The following is a 16,124-nucleotide window of genomic DNA, read 5'->3' on the forward strand; positions in this document are numbered from 1 at the left end:
GGCTTGCGCTGCCTCAACGTGTGTCACTCAGACTTCGGCGGTGACGAAGGTGTCGAGCGTGGGGGCGGTGCAGCGGGCCTCGTGAGCCCGCGCTTCGGCCACTTGCGGCACCTCGGCCGGAATTCCGGCGACGGCGCTTTGCCGCTCGGGCCGCGTTTGTGCTGCCTTCTTCGTCTTGCCCGCGCGCGACGGCGGCTGGCACAGCCCGCAAACGAACGCGTGCTGCGGATCGTGCGCGTGCGCGACGAATTGGCCGCCGCAGCGGCGACAGACGCTCAGCTGCAGCATGCCCGAGTCGAAGAAGCGCACCAGCGTCCACGCGCGCGTGAGACTGAGCACCGGCTCGTCGTCTTGCAACTGCACGTGCTCCAGATACAGCCGGTAGCTCTTCACGATCGATTCGATCGCGCGGCAGCCGCCGTGGCCGGCCATGAAACGGTAGATGTTGTAGAACAGCGATGAATGAAAGTTCGGCTGCCAGGTCATGAACCAGTCGGTCGAAAACGGCAGCATGCCCTTGGGCGGAGACACCCCTTTCAGTTCCTTGTATAGCTTGACGAGCCGGTCGCGCGACAGGCTGGTTTCCGCCTCCAGCAATTGCAGACGCGCGCCCAGTTCGATCAGCTCGATCGCGAGGGTGATTTCCCGAGCTTCGAGTACGACGCTCTTACTGGCCATCAGCCGAGTTGCTCGACCGGCTGGCTCGCCATCAGGATCGCCGAATGCGCCTGCGCGACCGCGCTGGACTTGTCCTTATCCGCGAGGGCGGTCAGCACCGCGTGATCGTCGAAGCGGAAGCGGCACAGCATCTGGTTGGACGCCGCGAGCTTGACGGTCTGCGCCAACGACAGATTGGCGAGCACGTCGGCCAGCTGGTCCGAAATACCCATGCGGAACATGCCCATTGGCTTGTCTTCGCGCAGCAGACGCTGGGCGAGCAGCAAATAGGACAGATTGACTTCCCTGATCTCACTGAGCATGTGGCTGGTCGTGCTCATGATTCCCCCGTTCGTATGCCCGGCTGGTCAGGCCGATTTTTTTTGCGGAAACGTTTGCTCGAACGCGCGCGCTGAACCCGCGCGAATCGACTCGTCTCTGGTCTTGCAAGCATTGTCTCGAAAGGGGGCACAGCCGAAAATCGGAGAGACACCCCACCTGGATGACGGATTAATCCGTCATTTGTGTAGGAATAATTCCTACAACTGAGGGTGCGGCGAGGCTCGAATTGGGACGAATTGAGGCGCTGGGCGGGACTGACGATGCGCGCTGGGAATTTATTCGGTTGCGGCGTGTACCGGTCGGTGAGTCTCCGGAACTTCACCGCCGCACCGTAAAACGGTGAGAAAGAATTATAAGACGTTTTCACCCGCCTGCAATCCGGCTCGGTCAGACACGTTTCGCGCGTCATCGGACCCTCAGGTCCGCCGCTTGCTACGGTGCATTTCGCTTGTTGGGCCGTTGACTGAGTCGGCGGAATTCGGTTTGCCGATTATCGGGAGCGGTTGCGATTGGACGGTGCGCGCGAGCTGTAACGGTCCATGTTTCGCGCTGTAACAACATTAAGCGTTTGAAAAATAACTCGAATTACCGCGGTCGATCCCGATAATGGAGGCTAAGGGATTACCCGATACCTATTTCGGAGCACCCTTCGGGCCGGGCCAACCGCGCCCAAACGCCCGTTAGGCCTACGTACCTCGAGCAATCCCACCGTCGTGCGAAGCCCCGGTAAGTGTCAAAAATCTGCATGGGATTCGGGTCAGCGCCCCCCGCGCTAACTCCGATCGATACAGGAGAAAACGCATGCGAATCGCACAAATCGCGCCGCTCTATGAAGCTGTCCCACCGAAACTCTATGGCGGCACCGAACGTGTCGTGTCGTATCTGACCGAAGCGCTCGTCGACCTCGGCCATGACGTCACGCTGTTCGCGAGCGGCGACTCGGTCACGTCCGCCAATCTCGAGGCGTGCTGGCCGCGCGCGCTGCGCCTCGATCCGACGATTCGCGATGCATTGGCGCCGCACGTGCTGATGATGGAAAAGGTCCGCAAGGTCGCGCACGAGTTCGACGTGCTGCACTTCCATCTCGACTACATGCCTTTCCCGCTGTTCACGACGATGGACACGCCGTTCGTGACCACGCTGCACGGCCGCCTCGACTTGCCGGAATTGCAGCCGGTGTTCGACGCGTTCTCGCATGTGCCGGTGGTGTCGATTTCGGATTCGCAGCGTCTGCCGCTGCAGCAGGCCAACTGGCTCAGCACGATCTATCACGGCCTGCCGGACCAACTGCTGACGCCGCAGCCGCACAAGAAGCCCGAGTACCTCGCGTTCCTCGGCCGGATCTGCCCGGAAAAGCGCGTCGATACAGCCATCAAGATCGCCGCCCAAAGCGGTCTGCCGCTGAAGATCGCCGCCAAGGTGGACAAGGTCGACATGGAGTACTTCAAGCGCGAGATCGAGCCGCTGCTGTCGATGGCGCATGTCGAGTTCGTCGGCGAAATCAACGAGGCGCAGAAACCCGAGTTTCTGTCCGGCGCGAAGGCGCTGCTGTTCCCGATCGACTGGTCCGAGCCGTTCGGCCTCGTGATGATCGAGTCGATGGCTTGCGGCACGCCGGTTATCGCGTTCAACCGCGGCTCGGTGCCCGAGGTGATCGACCACGGGGTGACCGGCTACATCGTCGAGGACGTGCAAGGCGCCGTAGCGGCTCTGCAGCGTCTGGAGGAGCTGTCGCGCACCGAAATCCGCGCCCAGTTCGAACGCCGCTTCAGTTCGAAAACGATGGCGCAGAACTATGTCGACGGCTATTCGGCCTTGATTGAAACGTCGCGGCGCCCGGTATTGCGCCAGGTCGCGGTCGGCTAAGCGTGCTTGAAAACGGCCGGCGCTTTTACGGCCGGCCGTTCTCGGTCCACTTTGAAGCGGCGCTGTGAACCTTCGCCTGTAGCGCCCAATAGCGGACGAATTCGGCTTCGGAATCGTTTGCATGACCGGAAAACCAAGTCTTTCTCGCCGCCGGACGCGAAAAAGCCGCCCTGTATGGGCGGCTTTTTTAATACTGCGATGGTGGCGCTTCCACCGCGGATTAGCGCGCGCCAATTAAGCCAAGCGGCAAAAAACTTCACACCGCTTGCACCGCGCCACCTCGGGCGGACATCAAGCCGAGCCAATCAGAAAGCGCTCGCGATTCTTGCCGACGATCCATTTGGGTGGCTTGCCGCGCCCGCTCCACGTATTGCCCGACTTCGGGTCCTGATATTTCGCCGGCAGCGGCGTCTTCTTGGGCGGGCGGCCGCGCTTGGCGGCGACCGCGAAACCCAGATCCTGCGCGGTCAGACCGTATTCGGCGATCTTTTGGCGGATGTCGGCGACGACATTGTCGATTTCTGTGCGTCGCGCTTCTTCTGCCTGTGCCTGCAATTTGGCTATCTGCGCCTTGAGGTCTGCATATTGAGACATTCGGTTCTCCCCTTTCTAGAACTCATTCGACCGCAGACTAGCTGCAATTATAAAAATTCGCAATGGCCACTAATACCGGTTTAGCGAATTTTCCTCTGATAATTATTAAAGCGTGTGAATTGTAAAACCTGCGCTTTATCTCGTAATAGTTTATAAATTCTGTCCGGATTGACAATCCTTGACACCTGATTTGGCGCTACCTACCTAGAATTGCGCGCTCAAGGTACGTACTCGCCCTTTTCGATGCGTGCTTCTGAAGTACCAATTCTTTTTAGGATCGCCAAACATGCAGTTGTCAAAGCGCCTCGTTGCCGAACTGTTCGGCACCTTCTGGCTCGTGCTCGGAGGCTGCGGCAGCGCGGTCCTCGCCGCCAGCTTCGCCGGGCCGGTTCATGGTCTGGGCATCGGTTTCGTCGGCGTGTCGCTGGCCTTCGGCCTGACCGTGCTGACGATGGCTTTTGCGATCGGCCACATTTCGGGCTGTCACTTGAATCCGGCAGTGAGCGTCGGTCTGACCGTCGCCGGCCGGTTTCCGGTGCGCGATCTGCTGCCCTATATCGCCGCGCAGGTAGTCGGCGCGGTGTTGGGCGCATTCGTGCTGTCGCTGATCGCGTCGGGCAAGCCGGGCTTCGACCTGGTCGCGAGTGGCTTCGCGACGAACGGTTACGGCGAGCAATCGCCGGGGCACTACGCGCTCGCCGCCGCCTTCGTTTGCGAAGTGGTGATGACGGGCTTCTTCCTGTTCGTGATCCTCGGCGCGACCGATCGCCGCGCGCCGGCCGGCTTCGCGCCCATCGCGATCGGCCTGTGCCTGACGCTGATCCACCTGATCTCGATTCCGGTCACCAATACGTCGGTCAATCCTGCGCGCTCGACGGGCCCGGCGCTATTCGTCGGCGGCGCGGCGATCGATCAACTTTGGCTGTTCTGGGCTGCGCCGATCATTGGTGCGGTGATCGCGGGTGTCGTCTATCCGCTGATCGCCGAGGATCGCTGCAGCGATGCGAGCAAGCTGGCGCTCGACTGACGGCCGGTTCGACGCGTCGGTCGAATGATCGTCGCGTAGTCCGCATGAATGGGCGTCCCGGCGCCCATTTTTCATTGCGAGCGCCAATGCGAATATCAGTGCCGCGGCGGCCGCGTGACGCTGCGCACCGCTGCTAGAATCGGGCGACTTCCCAGCCTCGCACAGGTGTTTTCGATGAACCGTTTCCGCGGATTCCTGCAAGGCGTTGCACTGTCGCTCGGCGGCTTGTGCGCGAGCACGCTGACGTTGCCGGCCGCGAACGCGGCGACGAACACGGCGACTGTCGTCGCAACCGCGGCCCCCGCCGTAGCTGCGGCGGGCGGCAATATCGAAACCCTCGTATTCGTTCGTCACGGCGAGAAGCCCGCGCAAGGCTACGGCCAGCTAGACTGCCAGGGCCTCAACCGCGCGCTCGCGTTGCCGGCCGTGATCGCCGCCAAATTCGGCAAACCCGATGCGATCTACGCGCCCGACCCCGGCCAGCAAAAAGACGACGGCGGTCATCCGTACTATTACGTGCGCCCGCTCGCGACGATCGAGCCGGCCGCGATTCAATTCCAGATGCCGGTGCAAACGCCGTACGGCTTTGCGCAGATCGACCAGCTCGGCAACGCGCTGGTCGATCCGGCCAATCGCGGCAAGCTGATCGTCATTGCTTGGGAGCACAAGCTGATCGAAAAGCTATTGCGGCAGATGTTGAGCGCGCATGGCGGGCGCGCGGCCGACGTGCCGAAATGGCAAAGCGACGACTTCGACAGCATTTACATCGTCCGGCTCGACTGGCAAAACGGCACGCCGCGCGCGAGCTTCAAACACGACCGCGAAGGGCTCGATGGCCGGGCGACCGATTGCCCTTGTGCGGCATTGCCGGCGGTGCCGGCGTCTTCGGCGGGAGCGGCTTCTTCCTCCAGTTCGATCGCTTCGGCGCCTGCGGCGGATTAATTGGGTAATACAGATGTAAGCCGGGATTACGAGTGCTGGCTCATCAAGCGGCAAGCGCGCGCGGCCAGCCGCCGGCCGGCTTGAATTGACCGGCCGCAAGACCCCGTGGGGCGCGGCTGCCAGTGAAGTAAGCTGCCTGCGCGCACCGTCCGCGCAATCTTTCCGCCTGCCCGCGACGACTTCGACGATGCTTGCAGTCCGTAACATCTAGTCGCAGTCCGCCCCGCCTCGAGTGCGTACATTGGTCCTGTGCGACAAACCTACGTCGCCTCACAGGAGAGACCAACATGAAACGCATCGTCACTCACTTGCTGGTTGCTGCCGGACTCGCGGCGGGCGCATGCGGTGTCGCCCAGGCGCATACGGATCTGAGCGTCGGCCTGTCGCTCGGCGCCCCGGTTTATGCCGCGCCCGCGCGCGTCTACGCGGCGCCGGAGCCCGTGTATTACGGCGGCTGGGATCATCGCTACCCGCGTGGCGACTATTACCGCGACTATCACCGCTATGACCGCGGCTGGGGTCACGACAATCGTCGCTGGGGTCATGACTATCGCGGTGAGCACCGCGGCTGGCGCGATTGACGAGCGTAAGCGGAGTGCAGCGCGCTCCGCGCTTCTCGCTTCGCGAGCAACTTCTGCGGCCCGCATCCACGCAAGTGTGGATGCGGGCCGCTTTCAATTTGAGTAATTGCGGTTCAGGACGCCAGTTCGTCGTTGAGGGCAAAGAGTTTGCGCAGATGATGCGCAACGCCGGCCTCGAAATTGTTGCCGATGCGCGGCACATGCGGCAGACGCGTGATCAGATCGGGATTGGCGTTGTTCATCATAAATGGATGGCCGGCCGTCTCGAGCAGATCGATATCGTTCATGTTGTCGCCGAACGCGACGCACTGCGACGCGTCGACGGAGAGCCGCTCGAGCACGATCTGCAGCGCGCGCCCCTTCGACACATTCGCGGTCATCACTTCGAGACAATCCGGCAACGAATACGTCACGTATAGTCGCTCGCCGAATTCGCGTTCCAGATTGGCGGCCACCTGCGCGAGATCGGCGGGATCCCCGATATACAGCGCCTTGGCAATGTCGACGCCATCGTGCTTCGGCAGATCGGTCACTTCGTACCTGAAGCCCGAGTCCTGGTGAAATTCAAGCAGATGGGGCGCGTCGCGATCGATCAGCCACGCTTCGTCGGCAAACAGACTGACGATCACTCGGCCATGCGCGCCGACAATTTCAGGCTGCACGAGACGCTGGACGATCGCGGGCTGCAGATCGTCCGCGTGGATCACCGTGTTGTCAGGCGCATGAACCCGCGCGCCGTTCGACGTGATCAGATATGGATTGATGCCGAGCAGATCGCGAATGCCGGCGACGTCGCAGTAATGCCGGCCCGTGGCAATCACGAACTGCAGCCCGTCGCTTTCGAGCTTGCGCACCGTGGCGACCGTGAACGGGTCTAGCTGGTGATCGGCGTTGAGCAGTGTGCCGTCGAGATCCGTGGCGATGACTTTATACATGGTGAGTCCGGCGGCTGAGCCGTCGAGGCAGCGTCAAAGCGGATATTTTACAGGTCTCGTCCAGCCAGCCGCTGCGCCTCGCGCCGCGCCAGTTGCAGGCCGCCATGCGCCGAATCCGCCCGTGGCTCGCGCAGGCGCGCCTGATACACCTGGGGCACGTACTCGCGTAACGGCACGCCGAGGCCTCCGCATAACGCGACCGGCAGCGAGCCCGTCGCGTCCAGCGCGGCGATCATCTTGCCGACTTCGACACCGGCCTCGCCGAGCAAGCGCGCCGCGAATGGATGTGCGCGGTGTTCGATCGCGATCGGTGCGAGCCGTGCGTAGGCAGTTTGATTGGCCGCGCACAGCCACACGACCAGGCTGTCGCGATCCTCAGTGCCGGTATGCGCGAGCAACGCATGCGCGAGATCGTCGACGGGCGCACGGCCGTCTAGCGCCTGCTGCGCGTGCACGATCAGTCGGAGGCCGAGCCACGCGCCACTCGCTTCGTCGCCCGACGGAAAGCCGTAGCCGCTAGCCATGCGGAATTCGCCGTCGCTCGCGAGCGAGGCCGCGACGCTGCCAGTGCCGAGTGCGACGATCACGCCGGCCGCGCCGTCGTGCGCGCCGAGCAGGGTCGTGTAGGCGTCGGATTCGACGGCCAGTCCGGCCAGTCGCGGCGCCTGCTCGTGAAACTCGGCGAGCCAGTCGCGATTGTTGACGCCCGCAAGTCCGCAACCAAGCACGCAGCGCGACCAGTCCAGCGCGACTCCGGCTCGCTCGAACGCTTCACCGCAGGCGGCTTGAATGGACTGCCATGCTCGCGGGATGCCGAGCCCGAGACCTGATGGGCCGCTTGCCGCCTGCGCCAGTTCGCGGCCCTGCGCATCGCTGAGCACGACGCGCGTGCCGGTGCCGCCGCCGTCGACGCCGATCAAAAAGAAGTCGTGGTTCATCGAATCGAATCAGTTCCGTGGGTGAATAACGCTTAGCGTGGCAGGTCAGTTTGAATCGCGCAATTAGCCAATTGGCCAGCTTGCGGCATACACCGCTTCCGCTATGCTGGCGATCGATACGACCACGCGGGAGCGCGACAGTGACACAACGATGCAACTGGGTATCGAGCGAAGCGCTCGCACAGTACCACGACACCGAGTGGGGTGTACCCTCGCGCGACGACCAGCACCTGTTCGAAATGCTCGTGCTCGAAGGCGCGCAGGCCGGTTTGTCATGGTCGACGATACTCAACAAGCGCGCCGGCTACCGCCGTGCTTTCGCCGACTTCGACATCGGCAAGGTCGCGGCCTTTACGCCGAAGCAGGTGGATGCGCTTGTCGCCGATGAGAGCATCGTGCGGCACCGCGGCAAAATCGAGGCGGCCATCCAGAACGCGCGCGCCGTGCAGCAGATCCAGGCCGAACATGGCTCACTGGCGAGCTTCGTGTGGTCATTCGTCAACGACACGCCGATTCAGAACGAATGGGCTTCGTATAAGCATGCGCCTGCATCTACGGAAGTATCGGACGCGCTGAGCAAGGCGCTCAAGCGCTACGGCTGCAAATTTGTCGGTTCGACGATCTGCTATGCATTCATGCAGGCGGTGGGCATGGTCAACGATCATGAGACGACCTGCATGTGCCGTGAGCGATGCGCGTCGCTGGGCAAGAAGGGGCGTCGGCGGAAGGCAGGGTGAGGCCGAGGGGTCCGCCGCACGCGCAAACTCGCGAATTGGCGCCCTTTCATGCTCGTAGTCGGTCCTTCGTCGGACGGCGCACGGTGGATACTCATCGCCATGCGCTCACTCGATGCGCGCTCAACAACAAATAGCTGCCGCCTCGGACGCGGGAGACCAACCATGAAAACTCTTAGCTTCCTGACCCACCAGGAGATTTACGATCAGTCCGTCACGCATCTGTTCGAACAGAAACGCGCCGCATTGCTGCCGAGGGGCGGCGGCGCCTACCGCGGCTATTGTGGCGGCTGCCCGGTCGGCAACCTGATCAAGCCGCGCGACTATATGACTGCGATGGAAGGCGTGCCAGTGCGCTTCATCGGCAAACCTCCGACGGAAGTGCCCGCTTACATGGATGTCGGCGTGGCCGCGCTGAAAAAAGCGCTGCTGCGCGCTCGCATCAACGTGTATGACCCGGCCACCATCGCTCTGCTCAGTTGCCTGCAAAACGTGCACGACGTGTTCGGCACATGGGAGTGGCACGACCGTCTGGGCTCGATCGCGCGCGAATTCGGACTGTCGGCCGAGCGGCTGAAGACCGCGGCGTAACGGCTGCACGGCGGCGCATAAATCCGCCGCCTTAAAAGCAAAACGGCGATGCGGCTTCTTTCGAAGCTCACACCGCCGTTCGGCGTACGTAAAAAGCGTGCTTAGTGCAGCTTTTTCGGCAGCATCTGGCTGCGCAGACGCTTGTGCAGGCGCTTGACAGCTGCTGCCTTCTTGCGCTTACGAGCCGTGGTCGGCTTTTCGTACGACTGGCGCTCACGCAGTTCAGCGATCAGGCCATTCTTTTCGATTGCGCGACGAAAGCGGCGAATTGCCACTTCGAACGGCTCGTTTTCCTTCAGAAGAATCGTCGTCATGTAATTCCTAACTCAATCACTAGATACGGGTTTAATTGCTTGGCAGTAACCGCTCAGGTCACCACTTATGCACCGGCACTCCGGTCACTCCGATTCATGGCCAGTAACAGGCAAACGCGAGGCTCATAAACAACCCCGGCCAAACCACGAATGAAGCGAGAGGCAAAGCGGCCACGGAGGCCGGAAAAGAGAGGTGGGGAGTTCACCGCGGAACGCGGACAGACGTAATGCAAAAGCCGCGTCTGTTGCCGTTTCGCCAACCCTTCATCAATGATGAACACTGACGAAACAGGCAAAGATCTCAATTCACTCCCGATGATATCAGGAAACTCTCCATCCTACCAGGGGTTTACCGATTGCGCCAGGCTTTTCCCTGGCGCGGATGACGTCCACATCGGCCACCAAGGCGCTCGCCCTATCAGGCGCTCGCTTCGTCCAGTTCACGGATATCGTCGGCGGTGAGGGACAGGTGGACGGCGGCGACCAGGCTCTTCAACTGCTCGACCGAGGTCGCGCTCGCAATGGGGGCCGTAACGCTCGGCCGCGCGATCAGCCATGCAAGCGCGATCGCGGCCGGCGTGCTGTCGTGCCGTTGCGCGACACGGTCGAGCGCGCCCAGAATCCGCAAGCCGCGCCCGTTCAGGTATTTTTCGACCCGGCTCCCGCGTGCCCTGCCGGCCAGATCGGCCTCGCTGCGGTATTTGCCTGACAGGAACCCGCTCGCGAGGCTGTAATAGACCACCACGCCGAGACGATTCGCCAGCGCCACCGGCTCGCTGTCGCTCTCGTATTGCGCTCGGTCGAACAGGTTGTATTCGGGCTGCAATAACTGGTACTCGGGCAGGCCGTGCTCGCGCGACACCGCAAGCGCTTCCTCAACGCGCGCGCCACGATAGTTGGACGCGCCAATCACGCGCACCTTGCCCGCCTCGAGCAGCTTCTGATACGCACCGAGCGTTTCGACGAGCGGCGTCGCGGTGTCGTCGTCGTGGGAGAAATAGACGTCGATGTAATCGGTTTGCAGGCGGCGCAACGAGTCTTCGACCGCCGCCCGGATATTTGCGGCCGACAGCCCCTTGCGCTGCGGATGCTTCGACACCTTGGTCGCGAGCACGATCCGCTCGCGCTTGCCGCTCCGCCGGAACCACTTGCCGAGGATCGTCTCCGACTCGCCGCCCTGGTTGCCGGGCACCCAGGCCGAGTAGACATCGGCGGTGTCGATGAAATTGAGTCCGGCGTCGACGAACGCATCGAGGATCGAGAAAGAGGTGGCTTCGTCGGCCGTCCAGCCGAATACGTTGCCGCCGAACATCAGAGGGGCGACCTGCAACGAGGAAGTGCCGATCCTGCGTAGTTCCATGGCGGCTCCAGTACTAGTGGGCGAACGCAATGCGGGAGGTGGGTGAGCAATCCCAGGACCGTTGAGCATACGCCGCCCCGAACAAGGCTGCAGCACGGCGCAGAAGAGCTCGCAATAGTGGCACGGTTCGCCTTGTCTTTGCGCAGACCCCGCAATTCCGGGATATGCCGCCAAATTGACGACCGTTTTGGCGTTAGCTCGACGCATCGGCCCACCAGACCCCACCCCATAATCGCAGACTTAGCCTCCTTGCGACCTCGCGCGAATTCGACATGTCCTTTCCTACCCTCCCAACCGACGCCCTGGCGCCCGAACAACAGCTGGAGCACGACATCGCGATCGTCATGCAGGCGGCGTTCGAGCATCATCGCAGGCAGGAATTCGACCAGGCCGCTTCGCACTACACCGCGATTCTCGACGCGATTCGCGATCACGCCAGTGCCAATCACCACCTCGGCCTGCTGCTCGTGCAAACCGGGAGGCAGGACGAGGCGTGGCCGCATTTCGAAGCCGCACTCGGCCGCGAACCGAACAACGGCGCGTATTGGGTCGGCTACATCAACGCCCTGATCGAGACCGGCCAGACCGAAGCGGCCCGGGCGGCATGCGACGCGGCACAGCAACTCGGCGTGCGCGAGCCGGCGCTCGCTACGCTGCTCGCCCGTCTGCCATCGACTGATACGCGTCGCGCGAGCACAGAGGAGCTGAACCAGCACGCGGCCCTCTTCAGTAGAGGAGAGATCGAGGCATCGCTGAACATCGCCCTTCGTCTGACGACGCACTATCCGTCGCACGGAGAATGCTGGCGGGCGCTCGCGCTGTCCCAGCAGCGTCTGGGGCAGTACGCCGAATCCGTGCCCGTCGCGGAGCACGCCGTGCGCCTGCTCGGCGACGATCTGGTTTCCTACGTGCTGCTGGCGAGCGGCCTCTGCGCCATCGCCGATTGGCCGCGCGCCGAGGCCCACTGCCGCGAGGCGCTCGCGCGATTCCCCAACTATGCGGAACTGCATCGCATGCTGGCGAACAGCCTGACGGGTATGCACCGCTACACCGACAGCATCGCCAGTTGCCGCCGCGCCGCGGCGCTGGCGCCCGGCCATGCGGACATCCATGGCACGCTCGGCACCGCTCTGCTCGGGCACGGGCAGAACGAAGAGGCGGAAACCGCGTATCGCCGGGCACTCGAATTGACGCCGATGGATGCGAGCGCGTACACCGCCTTGCTGCACTGTCTGATGCACAAGGTCGATCGCGACATGGCGATGTTCCAGGCCGAGGCCCGCGAGTTCGCGAAGCGACACGAAGCGTCCCTTCGCGAGCGGTGGCCCCGCCATGAGAACGCCCGCGATCCATCGCGGCGCCTGCGCATAGGCTTCGTTTCGGGCGATCTTGTGAATCACCCCGTGACGTCGTTTCTTTTGCCGACCGTGGAGCATCTGGCGCGGGACAACAACCTGTCGCTGCACTTCTATTCGAACAATCCGGCCAGCGACAGCGTCACCGCACAGATCCGCCGCCATGCCGATGGATGGCGTGAAGTGTACGGCTTCGCTGACGGCGCGCTCGCACAGCAGATCCGCGCTGACGGCATCGACATTCTGATCGACCTCGCGGGCCATTCGGGCCGCAACCGGCTTGCGGCATTCGCGCACAAACCGGCGCCGGTTCAGGTCAGCTGGATCGGCAATCCCGCCACGACCGGCCTGACGTCGATCGACTATTACCTGTCCGACCGTTTCGTCACGCCCCTCGACCAGTTCGCCGGAAAGTTCTCAGAAAAACTCGTGTTCCTGCCAGCCCTCGCCCCGTTCAGGGCGCCGGAAAACTCACCGCCCGTCAACGAGTTGCCAGCGTTGCGCAATGGCTTCCTGACGTTCGGCAGTTTCAGCCGGATGAGCAAGATCGGGCCGGCCGTCGTGGCGCTGTGGGCGCGTGTACTGCGCGAGGTGCCGGATGCGCGTCTCGTCATCGGTTCGATTTCCGGTCAGGACGAGATGGACAAGCTGACCGAGCGGTTCGCCGCCGAAGGGATCGGTGCCGCGCGCCTCGGTTTTCTGCCGCGCAAAGGCATGCTCGTTTATCAGGAACAACACCACCAGATCGACGTCTGCCTCGACGCGTTTCCGTTCGGCGGCTCGACCACGACACTGCAAGCCTTGTGGATGGGTGTGCCCACGGTGACGCTGCCCGGCGATTCGATGGCAAGCCGCAGCAGCACGGGCTGGCTCTCATTGCTGGGACTCGACGCGCCCTTCGTCGCGCACGACAAGGACGACTATGTGCGCAAGTGCGTAACCCTCGCCGCCGACATCGAGGCTCTCGCGACGCTGCGCCGCGAGCTTCGCCCGCATTGCGCGCAGTCACCCGTGTTCAGTGCGAAACCGGTCGCGGACGCTGCGTCGCGCGCGCTGCGCATCATGTGGCAGCGCTGGTGCGACGGACTCGCGCCCGAACATTTCGATGTCGCTTCTCCGGTTCCAGACGAAGCCGCCGCACCAGCCGCCGATCGGCAACCGGAACACGACCTCAAGGCAGCGGATGCAGCCGCACCCGCAAGAAGCGATGTCCGACGCGCCAGCGCCAAGGAGATGCGCCAATACACGGATCTCTTCGCGAAGGGAGAAATCGAAGCAGCGATCAAGATCGCGCATCGTTTGACGGAGCAATACCCGTCGCACGGCGAATGCTGGCTCGCCCTTGCGTGCGCGTTGCAGCGCGCGGGCAAGCTCACTGAGTTCGCGAGCGCCGCGGAGCGTGCTGCCACCCTGCTCCCCGATACCCTTTCCGCACAGACACTGCTGGCCGACGCGCTGAAAATCACGCGTCAGTTCGAGCAAGCCGAAAGGCACTGCCGCGAGGCACTCAAACGCCATCCAGAGAGCGCGGGACTGCACCATTCGCTGGGCGTCGTCCTGCAATCGATGGGGCGACACGCGGACAGCATCGCCTGTTTCCGCCGTGCCGTGGCGCTGACACCGGACAACGCCCTCGCGTACGACGCGCTCGGCGTCGCACTCCTCGAGTATGGCGAGAGCAAAGAGGCCGAGTCCGCGTTGCGCCGGGCGCTGGAATTGGCGCCGACGCAGGCGCAGGTGCGCAGCAACCTGCTGTTCTGCCTGATGCATAAGTACGGTATCGATGCGGCGAGCGCCTGCGCGGAATACCGCGAATTCGCGACCCGCCATGAGGCGCCCCTGCGCGCGCGCCGGCCAAAGCACGCCAATCAGCGCAATCCGTCACGGCGTCTGCGGATCGGCTTCGTTTCGGGCGACCTGTCGAATCACCCGATCGCATATTTCCTGCTGTCGATCGTCGAATATCTGGCGCGCGACACGAGCCTCGCACTGCACTTCTATTCGAACCACACGATCAGCGACGGCTACACCGAGCAGATCCGCGCCCATGCGCAAGGCTGGCACCCGGTTGCCGGCATCAGCGATGCCGCGCTCGCTGAAAAGATCCGTGGCGACGGTATCGACATCCTGATCGATCTGTCCGGCCATACCGGCCGCAACCGGCTCGTGACCTTCGCGCACAAACCCGCGCCGGTGCAGGTGAGCTGGATCGGCAATCCATCGACAACCGGTCTGACGGCCATCGACTATTACATGTCGGACCGCTTCGTCACGCCGCTCGAGCAGTTCGCCCGGCAGTTCTCCGAAAAGCTCGTGTTCCTGCCGGCGCTCGCACCGTTCAAGCCGCATCCGCACGCGCCGGACGTCAACGCGCTGCCCGCCCTGCAGAACGGCTTCATGACCTTCGGCAGCTTCAGCAAAATGCTGAAGATCGGACCGGAGGTCATCGCGCTGTGGGCGCGCGTGCTGCGCAAGGTGCCGCATTCGCGGATGGTGATCGGCGCGATCGTGGCGCCGGAGCAGATCAGCAAGGTGAGCGCGCTGTTCGCCAACGAGGGAATCGACGGTAGCCGCATCAGCTTCCTGCCACGCGCGGGAATGGCGGCCTACCTGGAGCAGCATCATCAGATCGACGTGTGTCTCGACGCATTTCCGTTCGCCGGTTCGACCACGACCATGCACGCGCTGTGGATGGGCGTTCCGACCGTGACGCTGCCCGGCGTCTCGATGGCGAGCCGGGGCAGCACCGGATGGCTGTCGCAGCTCGGCATCGACGAAGCGTTCGTGGCACGCGACGAGGACGATTTTGTGAGCAAGTGCGTCGCACTGGCCGCCGATCCGGACGCGCTCGCCATGGTGCGCCGCGAGCTTCGAGCGCACTGCGCGCAGTCGTCGCTCATCAGCGCCGGCACGATCGCCGACGCGGCATCGCGTGCGCTGCGTGCGATGTGGCAACGCTGGTGCGACGGGCTGGAACCCGCACACTTCGAGGTTACGGCACGTGATGCAAATGCGCCGGCGCAGCCAGCCGCGACGCGCGAAAGCGATACGCCAGCCGCCGCCGGGACAACGGCTACGGCCGCAGCGGCGGCATCGGTCACGTCGGGCGAGAAGGCAGACAGCGTCCCCGCGGCCATCAAGCCCATCCGTTTCGTCTGCGGCACCCGTTGCAGCCGCGAGCAGTTCTGGAGCGAAACCGCACTGGGCCGCACGCTGAAGCCCTACGCGAACCAGCCGGACGTCCAGCTCCAACTGTTCGACAACAACACGCGCGGGCTCTCGAGTATCTACAACGAAGTCATCGAACGCGCCAGACAGAACCCGGCGATTCTCGTGTTCATTCACGACGACATCTGGCTCAACGACTTCTTCTGGAACCAGCATATCCGCCGATCGCTGACGCGTTTCGACGTGGTGGGCCTTGCCGGCAATCTGCGTCGCGTGCCGCACCAGCCGTCATGGGCATTCGTCACGCCGGAACTGCGCTGGGACGAGCGACGGTATCTGAGCGGCACGGTCGGGCACGGCAAGGGCTTCCCGTGCAACGAGATATCGAACTTCGGCCCGGCCGGACTCGAATGCAAGCTCCTTGACGGTCTGCTGCTGATCGCCGACAGCGAAACGCTCGTGAGCCGCGACGTGCGATTCGACGAGCAGTTCAAGTTCCACTTCTATGACATGGATTTTTGTCGCGAGGCCGAGCTTAAGGGACTGCGCATGGGCACCTGGCCGTTGAGCGTGGTGCATGAAAGCGGTGGGGCTTTTGGGTCGCCGGGATGGCGGGAGGGGTATGAGCGGTATTTGCGGAAGTACGGGAGCTAGGCCGGATTCGTACGGGGCTCACACGGTGAAGAGAGCCCGCTGAAATCCTTCCCCGTCATGCGGCCC

Annotated in this window: 14 protein-coding genes; 7 read left to right on the plus strand and 7 right to left on the minus strand. The window is 63.2% G+C overall.

Going from position 1 to position 16,124, the window contains the following annotated elements; translation table 11 throughout:
- Positions 1 to 27: 27 nt before the first annotated feature.
- Complete coding sequence (gene flhC, locus BC1002_RS15305) at positions 28 to 678, minus strand: flagellar transcriptional regulator FlhC (RefSeq protein WP_013090905.1); 651 nt, start codon at positions 676 to 678, stop codon at positions 28 to 30.
- Entirely contained in the window at positions 678 to 998 is a 321-nt protein-coding gene (gene flhD, locus BC1002_RS15310) for a flagellar transcriptional regulator FlhD (RefSeq protein ID WP_013090906.1), read from the minus strand. Before flhD ends, flhC begins: the two co-directional genes overlap by 1 nt.
- An 802-nt stretch (positions 999 to 1,800) precedes the next feature.
- Here flhD and BC1002_RS15315 point away from each other — a divergent pair.
- On the plus strand, positions 1,801 to 2,865 hold the full coding sequence (locus BC1002_RS15315) for a glycosyltransferase family 4 protein (RefSeq protein ID WP_013090907.1): 1,065 nt from the start codon (positions 1,801 to 1,803) through the stop codon (positions 2,863 to 2,865).
- A 291-nt stretch (positions 2,866 to 3,156) separates the two neighbouring features.
- On the opposite strand, the gene BC1002_RS15320 is transcribed toward BC1002_RS15315, so the two are convergent.
- Positions 3,157 to 3,459 carry an H-NS histone family protein gene (locus BC1002_RS15320; RefSeq protein ID WP_013090908.1) on the minus strand — a complete coding sequence of 101 codons (303 nt, stop codon included), beginning with the start codon at positions 3,457 to 3,459 and terminating at the stop codon, positions 3,157 to 3,159.
- A 286-nt stretch (positions 3,460 to 3,745) separates the two neighbouring features.
- On the opposite strand from BC1002_RS15320, the gene aqpZ reads away from it, so the two are divergent.
- The 3 genes from aqpZ to BC1002_RS15335 all read left to right on the plus strand — a co-directional run bounded on the left by aqpZ (position 3,746) and on the right by BC1002_RS15335 (position 6,009).
- Positions 3,746 to 4,486, plus strand: a complete 741-nt coding sequence (gene aqpZ, locus BC1002_RS15325; RefSeq protein WP_013090909.1) for an aquaporin Z — start codon at positions 3,746 to 3,748, stop codon at positions 4,484 to 4,486.
- Positions 4,487 to 4,660: 174 nt separating this feature from the next.
- Positions 4,661 to 5,428, plus strand: a complete 768-nt coding sequence (locus tag BC1002_RS15330; RefSeq protein WP_013090910.1) for a histidine phosphatase family protein — start codon at positions 4,661 to 4,663, stop codon at positions 5,426 to 5,428.
- A 287-nt stretch (positions 5,429 to 5,715) separates the two neighbouring features.
- A complete protein-coding gene (locus BC1002_RS15335) occupies positions 5,716 to 6,009 on the plus strand; it encodes a PXPV repeat protein (protein ID WP_013090911.1) in 294 nt (97 codons plus the stop codon).
- A gap of 113 nt (positions 6,010 to 6,122) precedes the next feature.
- On the opposite strand, the gene BC1002_RS15340 is transcribed toward BC1002_RS15335, so the two are convergent.
- Positions 6,123 to 6,944 carry a Cof-type HAD-IIB family hydrolase gene (locus BC1002_RS15340; protein ID WP_013090912.1) on the minus strand — a complete coding sequence of 274 codons (822 nt, stop codon included), beginning with the start codon at positions 6,942 to 6,944 and terminating at the stop codon, positions 6,123 to 6,125.
- Between the two features lie 47 nt (positions 6,945 to 6,991).
- Complete coding sequence (locus BC1002_RS15345; protein WP_013090913.1) at positions 6,992 to 7,882, minus strand: glucosamine kinase nucleotide-binding domain-containing protein; 891 nt, start codon at positions 7,880 to 7,882, stop codon at positions 6,992 to 6,994.
- 140 nt (positions 7,883 to 8,022) lie between these two features.
- On the opposite strand from BC1002_RS15345, the gene BC1002_RS15350 reads away from it, so the two are divergent.
- The gene (locus tag BC1002_RS15350) at positions 8,023 to 8,619 is read left to right on the plus strand and encodes a DNA-3-methyladenine glycosylase I (protein WP_013090914.1); all 597 of its coding nucleotides are present in this window, start codon (positions 8,023 to 8,025) and stop codon (positions 8,617 to 8,619) included.
- Positions 8,620 to 8,781: 162 nt separating this feature from the next.
- Positions 8,782 to 9,207, plus strand: coding sequence for a hypothetical protein (locus tag BC1002_RS15355; RefSeq protein ID WP_013090915.1), 426 nt, complete (start codon positions 8,782 to 8,784; stop codon positions 9,205 to 9,207).
- A gap of 101 nt (positions 9,208 to 9,308) precedes the next feature.
- Here the strand turns inward: BC1002_RS15355 and rpsU are convergent, their stop codons facing one another.
- Both rpsU and BC1002_RS15365 read right to left on the minus strand, forming a co-directional pair.
- Positions 9,309 to 9,521, minus strand: a complete 213-nt coding sequence (gene rpsU, locus BC1002_RS15360) for a 30S ribosomal protein S21 (protein WP_006050883.1) — start codon at positions 9,519 to 9,521, stop codon at positions 9,309 to 9,311.
- Positions 9,522 to 9,939: 418 nt separating this feature from the next.
- Positions 9,940 to 10,881 carry an aldo/keto reductase gene (locus tag BC1002_RS15365; RefSeq protein ID WP_013090916.1) on the minus strand — a complete coding sequence of 314 codons (942 nt, stop codon included), beginning with the start codon at positions 10,879 to 10,881 and terminating at the stop codon, positions 9,940 to 9,942.
- Positions 10,882 to 11,153: 272 nt separating this feature from the next.
- On the opposite strand from BC1002_RS15365, the gene BC1002_RS15370 reads away from it, so the two are divergent.
- Positions 11,154 to 16,058, plus strand: coding sequence for an O-linked N-acetylglucosamine transferase family protein (locus tag BC1002_RS15370; protein WP_013090917.1), 4,905 nt, complete (start codon positions 11,154 to 11,156; stop codon positions 16,056 to 16,058).
- Positions 16,059 to 16,124: the final 66 nt, after the last annotated feature.

The organism is Paraburkholderia atlantica, from assembly GCF_000092885.1.
Classification (GTDB): domain Bacteria; phylum Pseudomonadota; class Gammaproteobacteria; order Burkholderiales; family Burkholderiaceae; genus Paraburkholderia; species Paraburkholderia atlantica.